This is a genomic window from Roseateles depolymerans (assembly GCF_003387155.1).
GTDB classification, from domain to species: Bacteria; Pseudomonadota; Gammaproteobacteria; order Burkholderiales; family Burkholderiaceae_C; genus Roseateles; species Roseateles depolymerans.
Window position 1 is genome coordinate 182,465 of record NZ_QUMT01000002.1, and the last position, 15,963, is coordinate 198,427.

13 protein-coding genes are annotated in these 15,963 nt (G+C 68.3%); 3 read left to right on the forward strand and 10 right to left on the reverse strand.

The annotated features are described in order from the left end of the window. Window positions 1-36 precede the first annotated feature (36 nt). Entirely contained in the window at window positions 37-1,059 is a 1,023-nt protein-coding gene (locus tag DES44_RS08815) for a hypothetical protein (protein WP_147307029.1), read from the forward strand. Between the two features lie 69 nt (window positions 1,060-1,128). On the opposite strand, the gene DES44_RS08820 is transcribed toward DES44_RS08815, so the two are convergent. The 8 genes from DES44_RS08820 to DES44_RS08855 form a co-directional block, all read right to left on the reverse strand. Next, entirely contained in the window at window positions 1,129-1,899 is a 771-nt protein-coding gene (locus tag DES44_RS08820; RefSeq protein ID WP_058934627.1) for an ABC transporter ATP-binding protein, read from the reverse strand. Continuing rightward, window positions 1,899-3,020 (reverse strand): succinylglutamate desuccinylase/aspartoacylase family protein, encoded by a 1,122-nt coding sequence (locus tag DES44_RS08825; RefSeq protein ID WP_058934628.1) that lies wholly within the window; start codon window positions 3,018-3,020, stop codon window positions 1,899-1,901. The genes DES44_RS08820 and DES44_RS08825 overlap by 1 nt, the downstream gene beginning before the upstream one ends. Before the next feature lie 21 nt (window positions 3,021-3,041). Further along, a complete protein-coding gene (locus tag DES44_RS08830) occupies window positions 3,042-3,728 on the reverse strand; it encodes an ABC transporter permease (protein ID WP_058934629.1) in 687 nt (228 codons plus the stop codon). 40 nt (window positions 3,729-3,768) lie between these two features. Then, a complete protein-coding gene (locus DES44_RS08835) occupies window positions 3,769-4,461 on the reverse strand; it encodes an ABC transporter permease (protein WP_058934630.1) in 693 nt (230 codons plus the stop codon). Between the two features lie 144 nt (window positions 4,462-4,605). After that, window positions 4,606-5,400, reverse strand: a complete 795-nt coding sequence (gene aotJ, locus DES44_RS08840) for an L-arginine-binding protein AotJ (RefSeq protein WP_058934631.1) — start codon at window positions 5,398-5,400, stop codon at window positions 4,606-4,608. A 68-nt stretch (window positions 5,401-5,468) separates the two neighbouring features. Beyond that, window positions 5,469-6,443, reverse strand: coding sequence for an alpha/beta fold hydrolase (locus tag DES44_RS08845; RefSeq protein ID WP_058934632.1), 975 nt, complete (start codon window positions 6,441-6,443; stop codon window positions 5,469-5,471). A 5-nt stretch (window positions 6,444-6,448) separates the two neighbouring features. Beyond that, entirely contained in the window at window positions 6,449-7,237 is a 789-nt protein-coding gene (locus tag DES44_RS08850; RefSeq protein WP_232309971.1) for a sulfurtransferase, read from the reverse strand. 93 nt (window positions 7,238-7,330) lie between these two features. Continuing rightward, window positions 7,331-8,599, reverse strand: a complete 1,269-nt coding sequence (locus DES44_RS08855; RefSeq protein WP_232309972.1) for a peptidylprolyl isomerase — start codon at window positions 8,597-8,599, stop codon at window positions 7,331-7,333. Window positions 8,600-8,709: 110 nt separating this feature from the next. Here DES44_RS08855 and dnaE point away from each other — a divergent pair, with 110 nt between their 5' ends. Further along, a complete protein-coding gene (dnaE, locus tag DES44_RS08860; RefSeq protein WP_058934633.1) occupies window positions 8,710-12,264 on the forward strand; it encodes a DNA polymerase III subunit alpha in 3,555 nt (1,184 codons plus the stop codon). Window positions 12,265-12,375: 111 nt separating this feature from the next. Then, window positions 12,376-13,671 carry a patatin-like phospholipase family protein gene (locus DES44_RS08865; RefSeq protein WP_083525487.1) on the forward strand — a complete coding sequence of 432 codons (1,296 nt, stop codon included), beginning with the start codon at window positions 12,376-12,378 and terminating at the stop codon, window positions 13,669-13,671. A 12-nt stretch (window positions 13,672-13,683) separates the two neighbouring features. On the opposite strand, the gene DES44_RS08870 is transcribed toward DES44_RS08865, so the two are convergent. Both DES44_RS08870 and DES44_RS08875 read right to left on the reverse strand, forming a co-directional pair. Next, window positions 13,684-15,132, reverse strand: a complete 1,449-nt coding sequence (locus tag DES44_RS08870) for an ATP-binding protein (RefSeq protein WP_116001451.1) — start codon at window positions 15,130-15,132, stop codon at window positions 13,684-13,686. Further along, window positions 15,129-15,833, reverse strand: coding sequence for a response regulator (locus tag DES44_RS08875; protein ID WP_083525488.1), 705 nt, complete (start codon window positions 15,831-15,833; stop codon window positions 15,129-15,131). Before DES44_RS08875 ends, DES44_RS08870 begins: the two co-directional genes overlap by 4 nt. Window positions 15,834-15,963: the final 130 nt, after the last annotated feature.

Genomic DNA, 15,963 nt, shown 5'->3' on the forward strand with positions numbered 1-15,963 from the left:
TTTTTTTCGCCTGCATGGGCACGGAGGTAGGGCGCCATGGCGACAGGATCGACCTCTCCCGTCTCGCCGGTCTCGGCTGCGGTGCGTGTCGCGCCGGCGGGTCGCGACCCCCAGGGCCTGCAGACCGGCGATCTGCTGCGGCTGCGGCCTGGCGGCGCGTCGTCCAGCGGATGGACGCTGGAATCGCTGGAGGGAAGCCAGGTGCTGTCCCTCATCCAGCCGCCCCTGGACGACCTGGCGCCCGGCGACGAGTTGCTGATGCGGGTGGTGAGCGTGTTGCCCCGGTTGGCGCTGGAGGTGGTGGAGCGTCGGGGCGCGGGAGGTGCGGCTGGCGCAGGTGCAAGTGCAGGCCGCGCCGCCGCGGGTGCATCGCCCGATGCACCGGGCACCGCCGACGTCGATGGCCTTCGCGCCGGAGCCGCCAGCCGCTCAGGCGCTGCCGAGGATTCCAGACGTGCTGACCACCCGCTCGCCGGTGCGCCGCCGCCCCTGCGCGGGGACAGCACCTGGGCCCAGCTGAGTTCTCTTCGGGCCGACCTCGCGGGCTGGCGTCGGCAGATGCTGGCCGACCCGGGCATGCCGTCGCGCTCGCTCAATACCGCGCAACTGATGCAGGCCTGGGCCGAGGCGCTTGCGCAGGGACGTCCGCCCGTCGGCCCTGGCGGGGAACCCTTCTGGCTGCTGCCTCAGCCGTACTGGCTGCGCCATGAACGGGATGCCCAGAATTCCCAACGACCGCGTTCGCTGGAGCCGGACCTGGACGACGAGCCCGCCCTGAGCCTGCTCTTCAAATGGAAGGACGCCGCCATCGGCATGCAGTTGCAGGGGCCCCGTCATGCGCTCAAGCTGACGCTGCTGGCAGAAACCGAACAGGTGCTGACGGCCCTGCGCAGTGAGCTGCCGGCCCTGGTGGCCGCGCTGGTGCGAGCCGGTGTGCGGCTGCAGCGCCTGGGATGGCGTCAGCAGGCGCTGTGGGTGCCGGTGGATCCGTTCCCGGACCTGCGAGCGGATGCGGGCCTGCTCAGTGCCGCGGCGGAGTTGATGCTGGCGCTGCGCTGAGGCGGCGACCCGGCGCGGAGCAGGGCATCACGCCCCGCTTGCATCACTTCAAGCCATCACCTCAAGCCATCACTTCAGGCCACCACTGAGGAAGGCCTTGAGCCGCTCGCTCTGCGGCGAGGTCAGCACCTCGCGCGGATGCCCCTGTTCTTCCACCCGACCCTGGTGCAGGAACATGGTGTGCGTTGACACCTCCCGTGCAAAGCCCATCTCATGCGTCACGACGATCATGGTGCGGCCCTCGGCGGCCAGGTCGCGCATGACCTTGAGCACTTCGCCGACCAGCTCCGGGTCCAGCGCGGACGTGGGTTCGTCAAAGAGCATCACCTCCGGCTCCACCGCCAAAGCGCGGGCAATGGCCACCCGTTGCTGCTCGCCGCCGGACAGCTGCGCCGGGTAGACGTCCTTGCGATGCGCCACGCCGACACGGGCCAGCAGCGCCTCGGCCTTTTCGATGGCCTGCGCACGCGGCTGCTTGAGCACATGCACCGGCGCTTCGATGACGTTTTCCAGCACCGTGCGGTGGGCCCACAGATTGAAGTTCTGGAACACCATGGCCAGGCGCGCGCGCCAGCGCTGCAACTGGGCGGCATCGGCCGCCCGCAGGCTGCCGTCGCGGTCCCGCACCAGCTTCAGTTGCTCCTCGCCCAGGCGCAGCGTGCCCTCGTAGGGCTGCTCCAGCAGGTTGAGGCAGCGCAGGAAGGTGCTTTTGCCAGAGCCGCTGGAGCCGATCAGCGTGATCACGTCGCCGGGCTTGGCCGACAGCGAGACGCCCTTGAGCACCTCCCGCTCGCCATAGCGCTTGTGCAGGTCAAGGACAGAAAGACTGGCGGCGGACATCAACGAGCTCCCAACAACTTGCCGGTCCGCAGCGCTTCGCGGCCAGCGACTTTTGCAACCTTTGCGCCGGCGGTCACGAGACGCAGCGTGTCGCGGGCAAACAGCAGTCCGTCCACCGGACTTTTCAGTTCGGTCACCGCTGCGCTGATCGGATCAATGACATGGGCCAGCACGTCGCCCTGCGCCACCACGTCACCGACCTCCCGCACGAAGGTCAGCACGCCGGGCACCGGACTCTGAATGGGCATGCAACCCGCCAGCGGACGTGCGTCGCCCACAGGGGCCGGGGCCGGGGGCACCGGGCCGCTGATGACCCCGCGGAAGGTCAGGAAGTCCAGCAGGGCCTGGGCGTCCTTGCTGGCCAGGTCGTGGTGCACATCCTGCTGGCCGCGCAGTTCCACCGTCACCGACAGGCAGGCCTGCGGAATGGGGAAGCGGCTGCCGAAGTGGTCCTTCCAGCGCCACCAGGGCTGCGAGCAGGCCTCGTCGAAGGGCTGGTCGCCGGAGTCCTGGGCCAGCAGCGTCACCGCGGCGCCCAGGTAGGCGGCCAGCGGCTCGCAGTCGGGCCAGCAGGGGGTCTCGGTGTAGAGGTGCATCAGCGCCTGGGCGTCGCAGTGCAGGTCCAGCACCACGTCGGCATCACAGGCCAGCCGCATCAGCGTCTTGCGCAGGGCCTGGAGCTCGGTGGCGGCGGGGGCCGCGTCGATCTCGTCCAGCAGCGCGCGGCGCAGCACGGCGACGTTGTGGGCCGCGTCGCTGCCCAGCAGCGGCTCGGCCTTGGCGGCAGCGGCGTCGATGAAGACGGGGTAGTGACGGTTGAAGTTCTCGCCCGAGAGCGATTCAAAGCGCCCCAGGTGCGACTGCAGCCACCACTGCGACAGGCCGATCGGATTGGCCATCGGCACCAGCACGATCTCGCCCTGGATGCGGCCGGCGCTTTCCAGCGCATCCAGCTGGCGGCGCAGATGCCAGGCGGTGAGCATGCCGGGCAGTTCGTCCGCATGCAGCGACGCCTGGATGTAGACCTTGGGACCGCTGCCCGGACGGCCGTAGTGCAGCGAGACGAGTTCGCGCTGGGTGCCCGGCGCGGGGCTGGGCAGGAGGTGTTGTCGAAGTTGCATGAAAGAGAGGGAAAGGGACCGTCAGCGCGGCATCAGCGGCTTGAGCCACCGGGCCTCGGCCTTGTGGAACAGGCCCACCAGCACCAGGGTGAAGCTGAAGTAGAACAGAGCCGCCGTGATGAAGGCTTCGAAGGGAATGTAGTAGGTGGAGTTGATTTCCCGGGCCGCGCCGGTGAGATCCATGATGGTGACGACGCTGGCCAGCGAAGTGCCGTGCAGCATGAAGATCACCTCGTTGCTGTAGGCGGGCAGCGAGCGGCGCAGGGCCGAGGGCAGCACGATGCGGCGCAGCATCACCCAGCGGGTCATGCCCAGCGCCTTGGCCGCCTCGATCTCGCCGTAGGGCAGGGCCCGGATGGAGCCGGCGATGATCTCGGTGGTGTAGGCGCAGGTGTTCAGCACAAAGGTCAGGCAGGCGCAGAACCAGGCGGAGCTGAACAGCGGCCACAGGGCGCTTTGCTGCATCCATTCGAACTGGCCCAGCCCGTAGTAGATGAGGAAGAGCTGTACCAGCATCGGGGTGCCGCGAAACACGTAGGTGTAGACCCAGATCGGGCGGGACAGCCACGGAATGGGCAATGTGCGCAGCACCGCCAACGGAATGGCCAGGACCAGCCCGATCAGCAGGGAAATGGCCAGCAGCTCGGCAGTGGCCTGGGCCCCTTCCAGGTAGCGGGGAAAGTTCTCGAGGATGGCGTCCAGATTCATGAGCGGCAGCGCAAGGGAAGGCGGTTCGCAGAAAGACAGGTCACAGCGACTGGCGCCGGACTCCGATGGACAGGCGCTGGTTCAGATGGCTGAACAGCAGTTCGGACGCGGTGGTGAACAGCAGGTAGATGACCGCGACCGCGCTGTAGAACACAAACGGTTCGCGGGTGCTGCCGGCCGCCTGCATGCCGCGGGTCATGAGGTCGTGCAGGCCGATGACCGAGACGATGGCGGTGCTCTTGATCAGCACCAGCCAGTTGTTGGACAGGCCGGGCAGTGCATGGCGGAACATCTGCGGGAAAGTGATGCGCCACGCCACCTGGCGGGCCGACATGCCGTAGGCCAGGCCCGCTTCCCGTTGCCCCGGCGGCACCGCCAGGAAGGCGCCGCGGAAGGCCTCGGTGAGGTAGGCGCCGAAGATGAAGCCGATGGTGAGCACACCGGCTACGAAGGGGTTGATGTCGATGTAGTCCTCATGACCCAGCGACAGCGCAATGCTGTTCACCAGCACCTGGCCGCCGAAGAAGATCAGCAGCATCAGCAGCAGGTCGGGCACGCCGCGGATGACGGTGGTGTAGACAGTGGCCACCAGCCTGGCCGCCCGCCAGCGCGACAGCTTGGCCAGTGCGCCCAGAAGGCCCAGCAGCATGGCCAGCGCCATTGAACTCAGCGCCACAGCCAGGGTCAGCAAGGAGCCTTCCAGCAGGCTGGGCAGAAACCCATGCAGATTCATCAACGTCTCTTTGTCCAGAAAAGGCCGGCGGCCACGAGCGTGGCGGCAGGCCCTGCCCCAGGGAAGCGACCGGCGCCGAGGGGCCCTCGGCGCGTCACCGGATGGTGAGTGGGGCGAGGCCGGGGCGGGGTGCCCCGGCACAGATCACTTCACCGAGATGTCGTACTTGAAGTACTTGTCGTTCAGCTTCTTGAATTCGCCGCTGGTCTTGAGGGCGGCAATGCCGTCATTGAACTTCTTGGCCAGCGTCTTTTCGTCCTGCTTGCGCAGGCCGACGCCCACACCGACGCCGAAGTACTTCGGATCGTTGTATTCCGGGCCGACCATTTCATAGCCCTTGCCGGCCGGGGTCTGGATGAAGCCCATGTCGGTGGCGACCATGTCGGCCAGCGTCAGGTCCACGCGGCCGGACTTCAGGTCCAGGAAGGCCTGGTCCTGGGTGGCGTAGCGCACGATGTCGCTCTGCTTGAAGGTGGCGTCCACGAACTTCTCATGGATGGTGGCGCGCTGCACACCGATCTTCTTGCCCTTCAGGCCTGCCGGGGTGAAGTCGAACTTGGCACCGGACTTGGCCGCAAAGCGGGCCGGGACGCTGTAGTAGGGGTTGGAGAAGGCGATGACCTTCTTGCGCTCGTCGGTGATGGACATCGACGCGATGATGGCGTCCACCTTGCGCGATTGCAGGGCGGGGATCAGGCCGTCGAAGTCCTGCTGCACCAGCGTGCACTCGGCCTTCATCTGGGCGCACAGGGCATTGGCCAGGTCGATTTCAAAGCCCTTGAGCTTGCCGTCCGCGCCGACTTCCGAGAAGGGCGGGTAGGCGCCTTCCACGCCAATGCGGATCTTCTTCCACTCGGGGGCCTGGGCCTGGACACCGGCCGCAGCCAGCATGGCAGCCGCCACCAGGGTGGCGCGGGCGATCAGAAAGCGACGTTGCATGAAGTTTCCTTTGTGGGGGATTCAGAAAGGCCGATGTTGCAATGCGGCATGACTCGCAACCATCAGGGTTATAGAGAGTGCAAAAACGTGTAGACCGGCCTGACGGTGGACAACGGGTCCTCCTCCTGGGGGACATGGCCCAGCGTCGGGAAGATTTCCAGCCGGCTGTTCGGGATCTGCTGCTGGAAGATACGGGCGGCCTCGGGCGGGATCAGCCGGTCCTGCCCACCCCAGAGGATCAGCGTTGGCGCCTGGATGCGGGGCAGCAGGTCGGCGAAACGTCCGGGGGTGCGCTGGGCCAGCCGGCGCGCCAGCGCCTCGCGGTTGCCTTCACGCAACGTCAGCTCGAAATACCGGTCCACCAGGGCTGCCGTGACCTTGGACGGATCCCCATAGACATTCTTCACACTGCGCTCCACCAGCGGCCGGGGCAGGAAATTACGCGCCAGCGCACGCAGCACGGCGGACTGCGGCACCTGGAAGCCAGCCGGGACCGAGGTGCTGGCCACCGCCAGGTTGCCCGCATCCACCAGCACCAGCGCCGCCACCTGCTGCGGATGGCGGGCGGCATAGCCCCAGGCGATGCCACCGCCGAGGGAATTGCCGCCCAGCACCACCCGGTCCAGCTTCAGGTGGGTCAGGAAGGACTGCAGGAATCGGTCATAGGCCTCGTCGCTGTAATCGCCTAGCACCGAGGGGCCGGTGAGGCCGAAGCCAGGCAGGTCCAGGGTGATGACCCGGCGCTCGGTCTTGAGCTCGGACACCCAGCCGGCCCAGGTATGCAGGCTGGCGGCCGTGCCGTGCAGCAGCACGATGGGCGCGGCGTCGTCCCGGGGGCCTTCGTCGCGCAGATGCACCAGCTGCGTCCTGCCGTCGCCCACCGGCAGCTCGATGAAATCGGAGGGCGCCTCGGCCCAGCGGCTGAGCAGGCTCTCCAGCGGCCGGTCGGGCGCATGGAAGGCCATGGCCAGCAGCGCGGTGGCCAGCACCAGCATGCCCAGCAGCTTCATCAGCCTGGCAAGGACGGTGGGACGTTCGGTCATGCCGCTCAGTGGCGATCCAGGGCTGGGTTGTGCGGTGAAGGGGCCAATTCAGGATCGACCGCCCGTCGCTCGTCAAACACGAAGCAGTCGCCGTGATAGTGGGCGCTGCCGACTTCCTCGAAATACTTGAGGATGCCGCCCTCGAGCTGATAGATGGGGGCGCCCAGGTTCTGCTCGGCCAGGTAGAGGGCGGCCTTTTCGCAGCGGATGCCGCCGGTGCAGTAGCTCACCACCGTCTTGCCTTCCAGCTCGGCGCGGTGGGCCTTGACCGCCTCCGGGAATTCGCTGAACTTGGTGATGCGCCAGTCGATGGCGCCGTCGAAGGCGCCTACGTCCACTTCGAAGCCGTTGCGGGTGTCCAGCGTGACCACCGGGCGACCGTCATCATCATGACCCTGGTCCAGCCAGCGCTTGAGCGTGGCGGCGGGCAGGGCCGGGGCGCGGGGGCTGAGGTCCGGCCGGATGGTGGGATGGTTCATCCGGATGATCTCCGGCTTGACCTTCACCAGCAGCTTGCGGAAGGGGACGGCATCGCTCCAGCTTTCCTTGGGGGCCAGCGGCGCGAAGCGTTCGTCGGCCCGCAGCGCGTCCACCCAGGCCCGCACATCGGCGGCCGGACCGGCCAGGAACAGGTTGATGCCCTCTTCGGCGATCAGCACCGTGCCCTTGAGGCCCAACTGCGAGGCGTGCGCATGCAACTGGTCGCGCAGCGCATGCGGGTCGGCGATGCCAACGAACAGGTAGCAGGAGATGTTGAGGATGGTCAGGCCGGAAAGATTTACGTCGGGGTTCACGTCGGCAAACCGGGCACAGGGCCCGTGGCTACGGTGCAAAACCGCCGATTGTAGGGGGTGGGAAATCGGTCAGCGACAGGGGCCGCGGCCGTGTCAGCGGCTGGTCTCCCGCGGTGGGGTGCGGTCCAGTTTGACATCGGTCGGACGGGTGCGCACCGGCGCATTGGCGGTGCAGATCTCGGTGTGCTCCGGGCTGTGCACGAACCAGCCGCCGCGGTGGCGCCGGGCATTGAGCAGGGCCTGCCAGGTGGGCGTGTCGGTGCGCAGCACCTGCAGCGCAGGACGCTGGTCCGGCGGCAGTGCGGCGGCCAGGGTCACGCGGGTGATCGGCTGGTGCTGTTCGGCCTTTTCGTAGAAGCCCAGGCGGCCGGTGCCGCGCGGCAGCGAGGACAGCACGTCCATGCCTTTGAGCACGCGGCCGACCACGGTGATGTTCAGGTCCAGCCCGCGCGGCGCATGGCCGATGACCACGTACAGCTCGGCGCCGGTGCTGGAGTCGACCGCGTTGCCGCGGCCCGCACCGACCGTGCCGTAGCAGTGCGCCATCCAGGCGCGTCCGCGGGCCGGGTCGGCGGCGACCGGGAATCCGTCCACATGGCCGGCGCGCGGCGCCCAGCCGTCCACATCCGGCAGCACGGTCAGGGGCAGGCCCTTGAGCGGCACGTCGAATTCCGCCGGCAGATGGGCGGCTGCGCCCGCCGGGAAGGGCCGGCCCTGGCCTTTCATGCCGGTGTCTTCGTCGTCGGCCTTCGGGTCGCCCCACTGCGTCACGTAGTTGTCCTGCACCCGCAGGATGGCCAGCCCGTCCCAGTAGCCGCCGCGGGCCAGGGCGCGGATGTTGTCCACATGGCGCGGGGCAAAACGAGGCGCCAGCTCGATGTAGGCCTCGCCTTGCGGCAGGGTCATGATGAGCAGGTTGTCCGGGTCCACGTCGCGCCAGGCGGCGGGAGGCGCGGTGGCGATGATGTCGGCGCTGGTGGGCAGGTCCCGAGCCGCGCCGGATGCCGATGAGGCCGGCGCCAGTGCGGCGCCTGGGGCCGTCTTGTCGCGTGGCGCAGAAGCGCCCGTCGTTGCCGCCTTCCGAACGGCGCCGGTCCGGGCGGCCTCCGGCGCGGGCGCCGCGCTCTTCGCCGGGGTGTTGTTTGCCGCGCCATCAGCCGTGCTGTTGGCCTTGGCGTTCACCGCGGGGTTCCCTGCGCTTCCCGTCGCGGTCGCGGCCCCACTGCTGGCCCCACCGTCCGCCGCCAGAACCGGCCCCGGCCCCGCCAGACACATTGCCGCCAGGACGCTGCACATGGCGCCGCTCAGCGGCTGCCAGGTGGATTTCGGGGCGGACACAGGCACGGGGGAGAAGTCAGGCATCTTCCAGGCGCTCCGGCAAGGAGGGACAACAAAGGGTGGGGTGAGCATAGCGCCCGGGAAGGGGATGCCAGACGCCCGGAGGGTGGTCCGGCCTCCCTACAATCCCGGATATGGCTTTTGTTCACCTCCGCATTCATACCGAGTTTTCCGTGGTCGACGGCACCCTGCGCGTCGACGATGCCGCCAAGGCTGCCGCCAAGGACGGCCAGGTGGCCCTGGGCCTGACCGACCTGGCCAACATGTTCGGCGGGGTGAAGTTCTACAACGCCTGCCGCAAGAAGGGCGTCAAGCCGATCCTCGGCGCCGAGGTCTGGCTGGAGGCGGACAGCCTGGACAAACCGCCCAGCCGCGTGCTGCTGTTGGTGCAGAACTACCAGGGCTACCTGAACCTGAGCGAGCTGCTGTCGCGGGCCTGGATCCAGAACGTGCAGCGCAACCAGGCGCTGCTGAAGCTGGAATGGATGCAGGAGCTCAACGAGGGTCTGATCTGCCTGGGCGGCATGCAGTTCGGCCCGATCGGGCAGGCGCTCATCGCGGGCGACGCCAACCGCGCTCTGGACTGGGCCCGGCGCCTGGCGGCCATCTATCCCAACCGCTTCTATGTCGAGCTGCAGCGCGCCGGCCTGCCGGGCCAGGAGGCGCTGGTGCGCCAGTTGGTGCCGCTGGCCGCCCAGGCCGGTTTGCCGGTCGTCGCCACCCATCCCATCCAGTTCCTGGAAGAGGACGATTTCGAGGCCCACGAGGCGCGGGTCTGCGTGGCCGAGGGCGAGACGCTGTCCAACCCCAAGCGCATCAAGCGTTTCCTGCCCAGCCAGCATTTCAAGAAGCAGGCCGAGATGGAGGCGCTGTTCGCCGACATCCCCAGCGCCATCACCAACACGGTGGAAATCGCCCGGCGCTGCAGCCTGACTTTGGTGCTGGGCAAGCCGCAACTGCCCAACTTCCCCACCCCCATCCGCGCCGACGGCACGCCCATGCCGATGGAGCAGTACTTCCGCCAGCTCTCGTATGAAGGACTGGAAGACCGCCTGAACCTGCTCTACCCGGACCCCGCCAAACGCGAGGAAGTGCGCCCGCGCTATGTGGAGCGGCTGGAGTTCGAGCTCAACACCATCATCAAGATGGGCTTCCCCGGCTACTTCCTCATCGTGGGGGACTTCATCCGCTGGGCGAAGAACAACGGCTGCCCGGTGGGCCCGGGACGGGGCTCCGGCGCCGGCTCGCTGGTGGCCTATGTGCTGCTGATCACCGACCTGGACCCGCTGCAGTACAACCTGCTGTTCGAACGTTTCCTGAACCCCGAGCGGGTCTCGATGCCTGACTTCGACATCGACTTCTGCCAGGGCAACCGGGACCGGGTGATCGAATATGTGAAGGACAAGTACGGCCGCCCCGCCGTGAGCCAGATTGCCACCTTCGGCACCATGGCCGCCAAGGGCGCGCTGCGAGACATCGGCCGGGTGCTGGGCATGGGCTTCGGCCATGTGGACTCCATCGCCAAGCTGGTGCCCGCGCCGCCGGGCAAGACGGTGACGCTGGCGAAGCTGCCGCCCGACTTCGACCCCGACAAGGCCAAGATGGTCTATGCGCGGCACGAGTCCCCCGAGATCGAGGAACGCGAGAAGCAGGACGAGGAAGTGGCCGGCCTGCTGGAGATGGCTGCGCGGGTGGAGGGCACGGTGCGATCCATCGGCATGCATGCGGGCGGCGTGCTGATCGCCCCCGGCAAGATCACCGACTTCTGCCCGCAGTACCAGCAGCCGGGGTCCACCTCGGCGGTGAGCCAGTACGACAAGGACGACGTCGAGGCCATTGGCCTGGTGAAGTTCGACTTTCTGGGGCTGGCCACGCTGACCATCCTGGAGCTGGCCAAGAACTTCATCGTGGCGCAGTACCCGGAGCACAAGGACTTCGCCTTCGAGACCATTCCGCTGGACGACAAGAAGACCTACAAGCTCTTCTCCGACGGCCTGACCGAGTCGGTGTTCCAGTTTGAATCCAGCGGCATGCAGCGCATGCTCAAGGACGCCAAGCCGTCCCGCCTGGAAGACCTGATCGCCTTGAACGCGCTGTACCGCCCGGGTCCGATGGACCTGATCCCCAGCTTCGTGGCCCGCAAGCACGGCAAGGAAGTGGTGGAGTATCCGCATCCGCTGGTCGAGCCCGTGCTGTCCGAGACCTACGGCATCATGGTCTACCAGGAACAGGTGATGCAGACCGCGCAGGTGCTGGGCGGCTACTCGCTGGGCGGCGCGGACATGCTGCGCCGGGCCATGGGCAAGAAGAAGGCCGAGGAAATGGCCATGCACCGCGAGCTGTTCCGCAAGGGCGCCGCGGGCAAGGGCATCGACCAGGACAAGGCCGACGAGGTCTTCGACCTGATGGAGAAGTTCGCGGGCTACGGCTTCAACAAGTCGCATGCAGCCGCCTACTCGCTGCTGGCCTATCACACCGGCTGGCTGAAGGTGCATTTCACGGCGGAGTTCTTCGCCGCGAACATGACCATCGAATCGGACGACACCGACAAGCTCAAGGTCCTGATGAAGGACGCCAAGCTGTTTGGCATCGACTTCGAGCCGCCCAACATCAACCTGGGCGTCGGCCGCTTCGAGCCGATGCCGCCCGCCCCGGGCAGCGAGGCCGGCGCCGACAAGCGCGGCGGCACGCCGAGGTCCCGCAAGATCAACTACAGCCTGGGCGCCATCAAGGGCACCGGTGCCGGCGCGATCGAGGCCATCGTGCGCGCACGGACCGAAGGCGGGCCGTTCAAGAGCTTCTTCGATTTCTGCGCCCGGGTGGACCGCAAGGCGGTGAACAAGCGGGTGGTGGAAGCGCTGATCAAGGCCGGCGCCTTCGATGCGCTGGAGCCCGACCGCGCCCGCCTGCTGGCCAGCGTCGCGCTGGGCTACACCTATGCGGACAACCTGGCCCAGAACGTCAACCAGGGCGGCCTGTTCGACTTCGACGACACCCATGGCAGCTCCACCGCCGAGCCGGAACTGGTGGACGTGCCCAGCTGGGGCATCAAGGAGCGGCTGAGCCTGGAGAAGACGGCCATTGGTTTCTACCTCTCCGGCCACCTGTTCGACCAGTGCGAGACCGAGATCCGCAAGATGGTGCGGCGGCGCATCGTCGACCTGCAGGACAGCCGCGAGCCGGTGGTGGTGGCCGGCATCGTCAGCGACATGCGCGTCATCAACGGGCAGCGCGGCCGGGTGGGCATCTTCAAGCTGGACGACAAGACCGATGCCATCGAGGCGGTCGCCAATGAAGAGATGCTCAATGCCAACAAGGAACTGCTGACCGAGGACGAGCTGGTCATCGCGGTGGGCAAGGTGCAGAACGACCGCTTCTCCGGCGGCCTGCGCATGAACATCCAGCAGGTCTACAGCCTTCCGGCGGCTCGGGCCAAGTTCGGCCGCTTCCTGCGCACAGCGCCCAACCTGCCGGCCTCAACGGTGATGGAGCTGATCCGCACCTGGCCGGCCAAGCGGGTGGAGACCGACCAGGGCGTGCTGAGCCAGGGCCTGGAGCTGCGGATCCCCATCCGCCGGGATGGCGCGGTCGCCGAGCTGGGACTGGGCGGCGCCGGCAAGTTCTGGCCCTGCGACGAGGCGCTGAAGAAGCTGGCGCCTGCGGAAATCGTCTACGACGCGGGCGGCTGAACGCCGCTCCCGTCGGCATTCAGAGGCGCGAGTCGATCCGCTGTCGATCCCCCATTTGACGGATCAAATCCGGCGTTCAGCCGAGGTTGTCGAGCGTAAGCTTGACCCACCATGGACGCCCCGACCAAAACCGGCCTGATCCTCACGGGAGGCGGGGCGCGTGCGGCCTACCAGGTGGGCGTGCTGGCGGCGATCGCCCAGCTGCGGCGCGATGCCTGCGCCACCGACGGCAGCCCCTTCCAGGTGATTGCCGGCACCTCGGCCGGCGCCATCAATGCGGCCACGCTGGCCTGCCAGGCGGACGACTTCTGCTCGGCCATCGATGGCCTGATGTACATCTGGCAGAACATCCATGTGGACCAGGTGTACGCGGCCGATTCCCTGGGTGTGATCCGCAGCGGGGCCCGCTGGTTGACGATGATGAGCCTGGGCTGGGCCCTGGCCCGCTGGCGACGCACGCGGCCCCGCAGCCTGCTGGACAACACGCCGCTGCGCGGCCTGCTGAGCCGGTGGATCCAGTTGGACCGGCTGGACGAGATGCTGGCCCAGGGCCACCTGGATGCGCTGGCGGTGACCGGCTCCAGCTACACCTCCGGCCAACACGTCACCTTCTACCAGACCCGCGAAGTGCGGGCGCCGTGGGTGCGCAGCCAGCGGCTGGCGGTGCAGACGCAGCGGCTGAGCATCGAACATCTGATGGCCTCGTCGGCCATTCCCTTCATCTTCCCGGCCGAGCCGCTGGACCTGCAGGGCCGGATGGAATGGTTCGGGGACGGGTCGATGCGCCAGACGGCGCCCATCTCGCCGGCGGTCCATCTGGGGGCGGACAAGGTGCTGATCATCGGCGCCGGGCGCATGCATGAAGCGGGCGGGGAGGGGCCGAGCAGCCCGACACCGGCCGGGCATCCCAGCCTGGCGCAGATCGCCGGCCATGCGCTGTCCAACATCTTCCTGGATGCGCTGGCGGTGGACATCGAACGGATGCAGCGCATCAACAAGACCCTGTCGCTGCTGCCCGCCGACGCGCTGCGCAACACGCCGCTGCGTCCGCTGGAGGCGCTGGTGATCGCACCCAGCCGCCCGCTGGACAGCCTGGCGTCCGAGCATGTGGGCCATTTGCCGCCGCCGATCCGGGCGCTGCTGCGCAGCGTGGGGGTGTCCGGCGAGGGGGCCAGCGCCAGTGGGTCAGCGCTGCTGAGTTACCTGCTGTTCGAGCCTGCCTACACGACCGAGCTGATCACCCTGGGCATGGCCGATACGCTGGCCCGGCGCAGTGACATCCAGCGGTTTTTCGGCTGGCCGGCGCAGGCGCCGCAGCTGGATCCGGCCTCGATGCGCAAGCGCGCAGGTGGGTTTGCGCTGCAGATGCCTCCGCAGCCGCCCGGGCCGCCGCGGCTGGTGGCCTGAGCGGGACGCCGCTCAGGGGAGCCGAAGCTCCGCCATCAGGCCGCCGGACGGCCGATTGGTCAGGGTCAGCTCGCCGCCTTGCCGCTGCGTCAGCTCCCGCGCGATGTAGAGCCCCAGGCCCGCCCCGCCGGTGTGGCGATTGCGGGACTCCTCCAGGCGGTAGAACGGCTCGAAGACCGCCTCGAGCTTGTCCGGCGGGATGCCCGGACCGTTGTCACAGACCCGCACCCAGGCGCCACGGCTGTCGCGGCCGGCATGGACATCGGCGCGTCCCCCATAGCGCAGCGCATTGCCGATCAGGTTGCCCAGCACGCGGCGCAGGGCCATCGGCTGGCTCTTCGCGACCACGGCCGTTCCCTGCAGATCGAAGCTGACCGCCTGGCCCTGCTCGGCCAGGTCGTCCACCAGGGACTGCGCCAAGGCCCCGACGTCCACGTCCTGCATGTCTTCCCCGGCGCCAGGGCCGTCCCCGCGGAACAGCTCCATCACCGCATCCACCAGCGCATTCATCTCGCGGATGTCCTCCACCGACCGCACCCGCTGCTGTTCCTCGATGTCCAGCGTCTCCAGCCGCATGCGCAGCCGGGTCAGCGGCGTGCGCAGGTCGTGGGAGATGGCCGCCACCATCAGGCCGCGTTCGTTGAACTGCCGCCGCAGTTGCCGGGCCATCGCGTTGAACACCTGCGCGGTCTCGCGCACTTCCAGCGTGCCGTGGTGTTCATCGAGCAGCGGCAGCTTGTCCTGCTGGTGCAGCGAGTGGCCCAGCGTGCGGGAAGCCTTCACCAGATCCCGCATCGGACGGGCCAGCCAGCGGGAGGCCAGCCAGGCCGCCAGTGCGGTGACCAGCAAACGGATGCCGTAGTCCAGCATCAAGGCTTTGTTGCTCAACCCGCGAAAGGGACCGCGGTCGCGGCCGCCGTCCGGGCCGAAGCCCGGGCCCTCGCCGGGGCCGAAACCCTCGCCGGGGCCGGCCCCTGGGCCAGCACCCGGGCCAGCACCCGGGCTAAAGGCTCGGCCGCGATCCAAGCCGCGCGGCTCACCGTCCCGATAATCGGGACCGCGCTCCAGAAAGTCGGGGCCGGTGCCGGGAATTGACGCGTCCAGATCGGCCTGGCCATGGGCGTCCGCGCTGCTGGCGGTCGAGTCCTGGGGCGCTGGCCGGCGTTGGCCGCCTATCCCGCCCCTGTCGCTCCTGTCGCTCCTGTCGCTCCTGTCGCCCGGGCTGCCCATGCCGCCCATGGGGGCGCCGATCTGCCCCATCGGCGGCAGCGTCGGCGCCACCGGCATGTGCGTCAGCGGCATGCTCCAGCCTTCGAACCACTGCACGGCCAGGATGGCCAGCACCTGCGCCGCCACCAGCGTCACCCACAGCAGCAGGAAGATGCGGCGGGCCAGGGTGTCGCCCAGCAGGCGGCCCATCCAGTGACGCCAGCCGGCGCGCGTGGCGGCTGGCTCGATCAAGACTGCACCTGGGCGTCGAAGAGATAGCCTTCACCGCGCATGGTGCGGATCAGGCGCGGCTCCTTGGGCGAATCGCCCAGTTTCTGGCGCAGACGGGAGATGGTGAGGTCGACGCTGCGGTCATTGACCTCCACCCCCGGCGCCCGGGTGAGTTCGATCAACTGCTCGCGGGACAGCACCCGGCCGGGCCGCTCCACCAGCGCCGTCAGCATGCGGTATTCGGCGCTGGACAGCGGCACCACCACCTGCTGCGGGGAGATCAACTGGCGCAGCAGACGGTCGAAACTCCAGCCTTCGAAGCGGAATTCGCGCCGGGTCTGGGCGTCGCTCTCGCCGCGCTTGGCCCGCCGACGGATGGCATGGATGCGGGCCACCAGCTCACGCGGTTCGAAGGGCTTGGCGAGGTAATCGTCCGCGCCCATCTCCAGCCCCAGCACCCGGCTGATCGGGTCGCCATGGGCGGTGAGCATGATCACCGGCACGCTGGCGTGATGCTGCTGGATCCACTGGCACAAGCTCAGGCCGTTTTCATCCGGCAGCATCAGGTCCAGTACCACCACGTCGAACACCTGCGCGGCCATCAGGCGGCGCATCTCGCGGCCGTCCGCCGCGGCACTGACCGTGACGCCAAACTTCTGCAGATAGTCCTGCAAGGACGTGCGGATCTCCGCATCGTCATCGACCACCAGACAACGGGTCATTCGCTCCTCCACCTGAGGCACCGGGCGCGAGACCGGTGCGTCGCCGCACGATACACGACCGGCGGGCAGGGCGGGAGGGGCCGGGGGCGGCGCGGTGCCGGGGTCCGCCGGCGGCCAGGTGGAGGGGAAC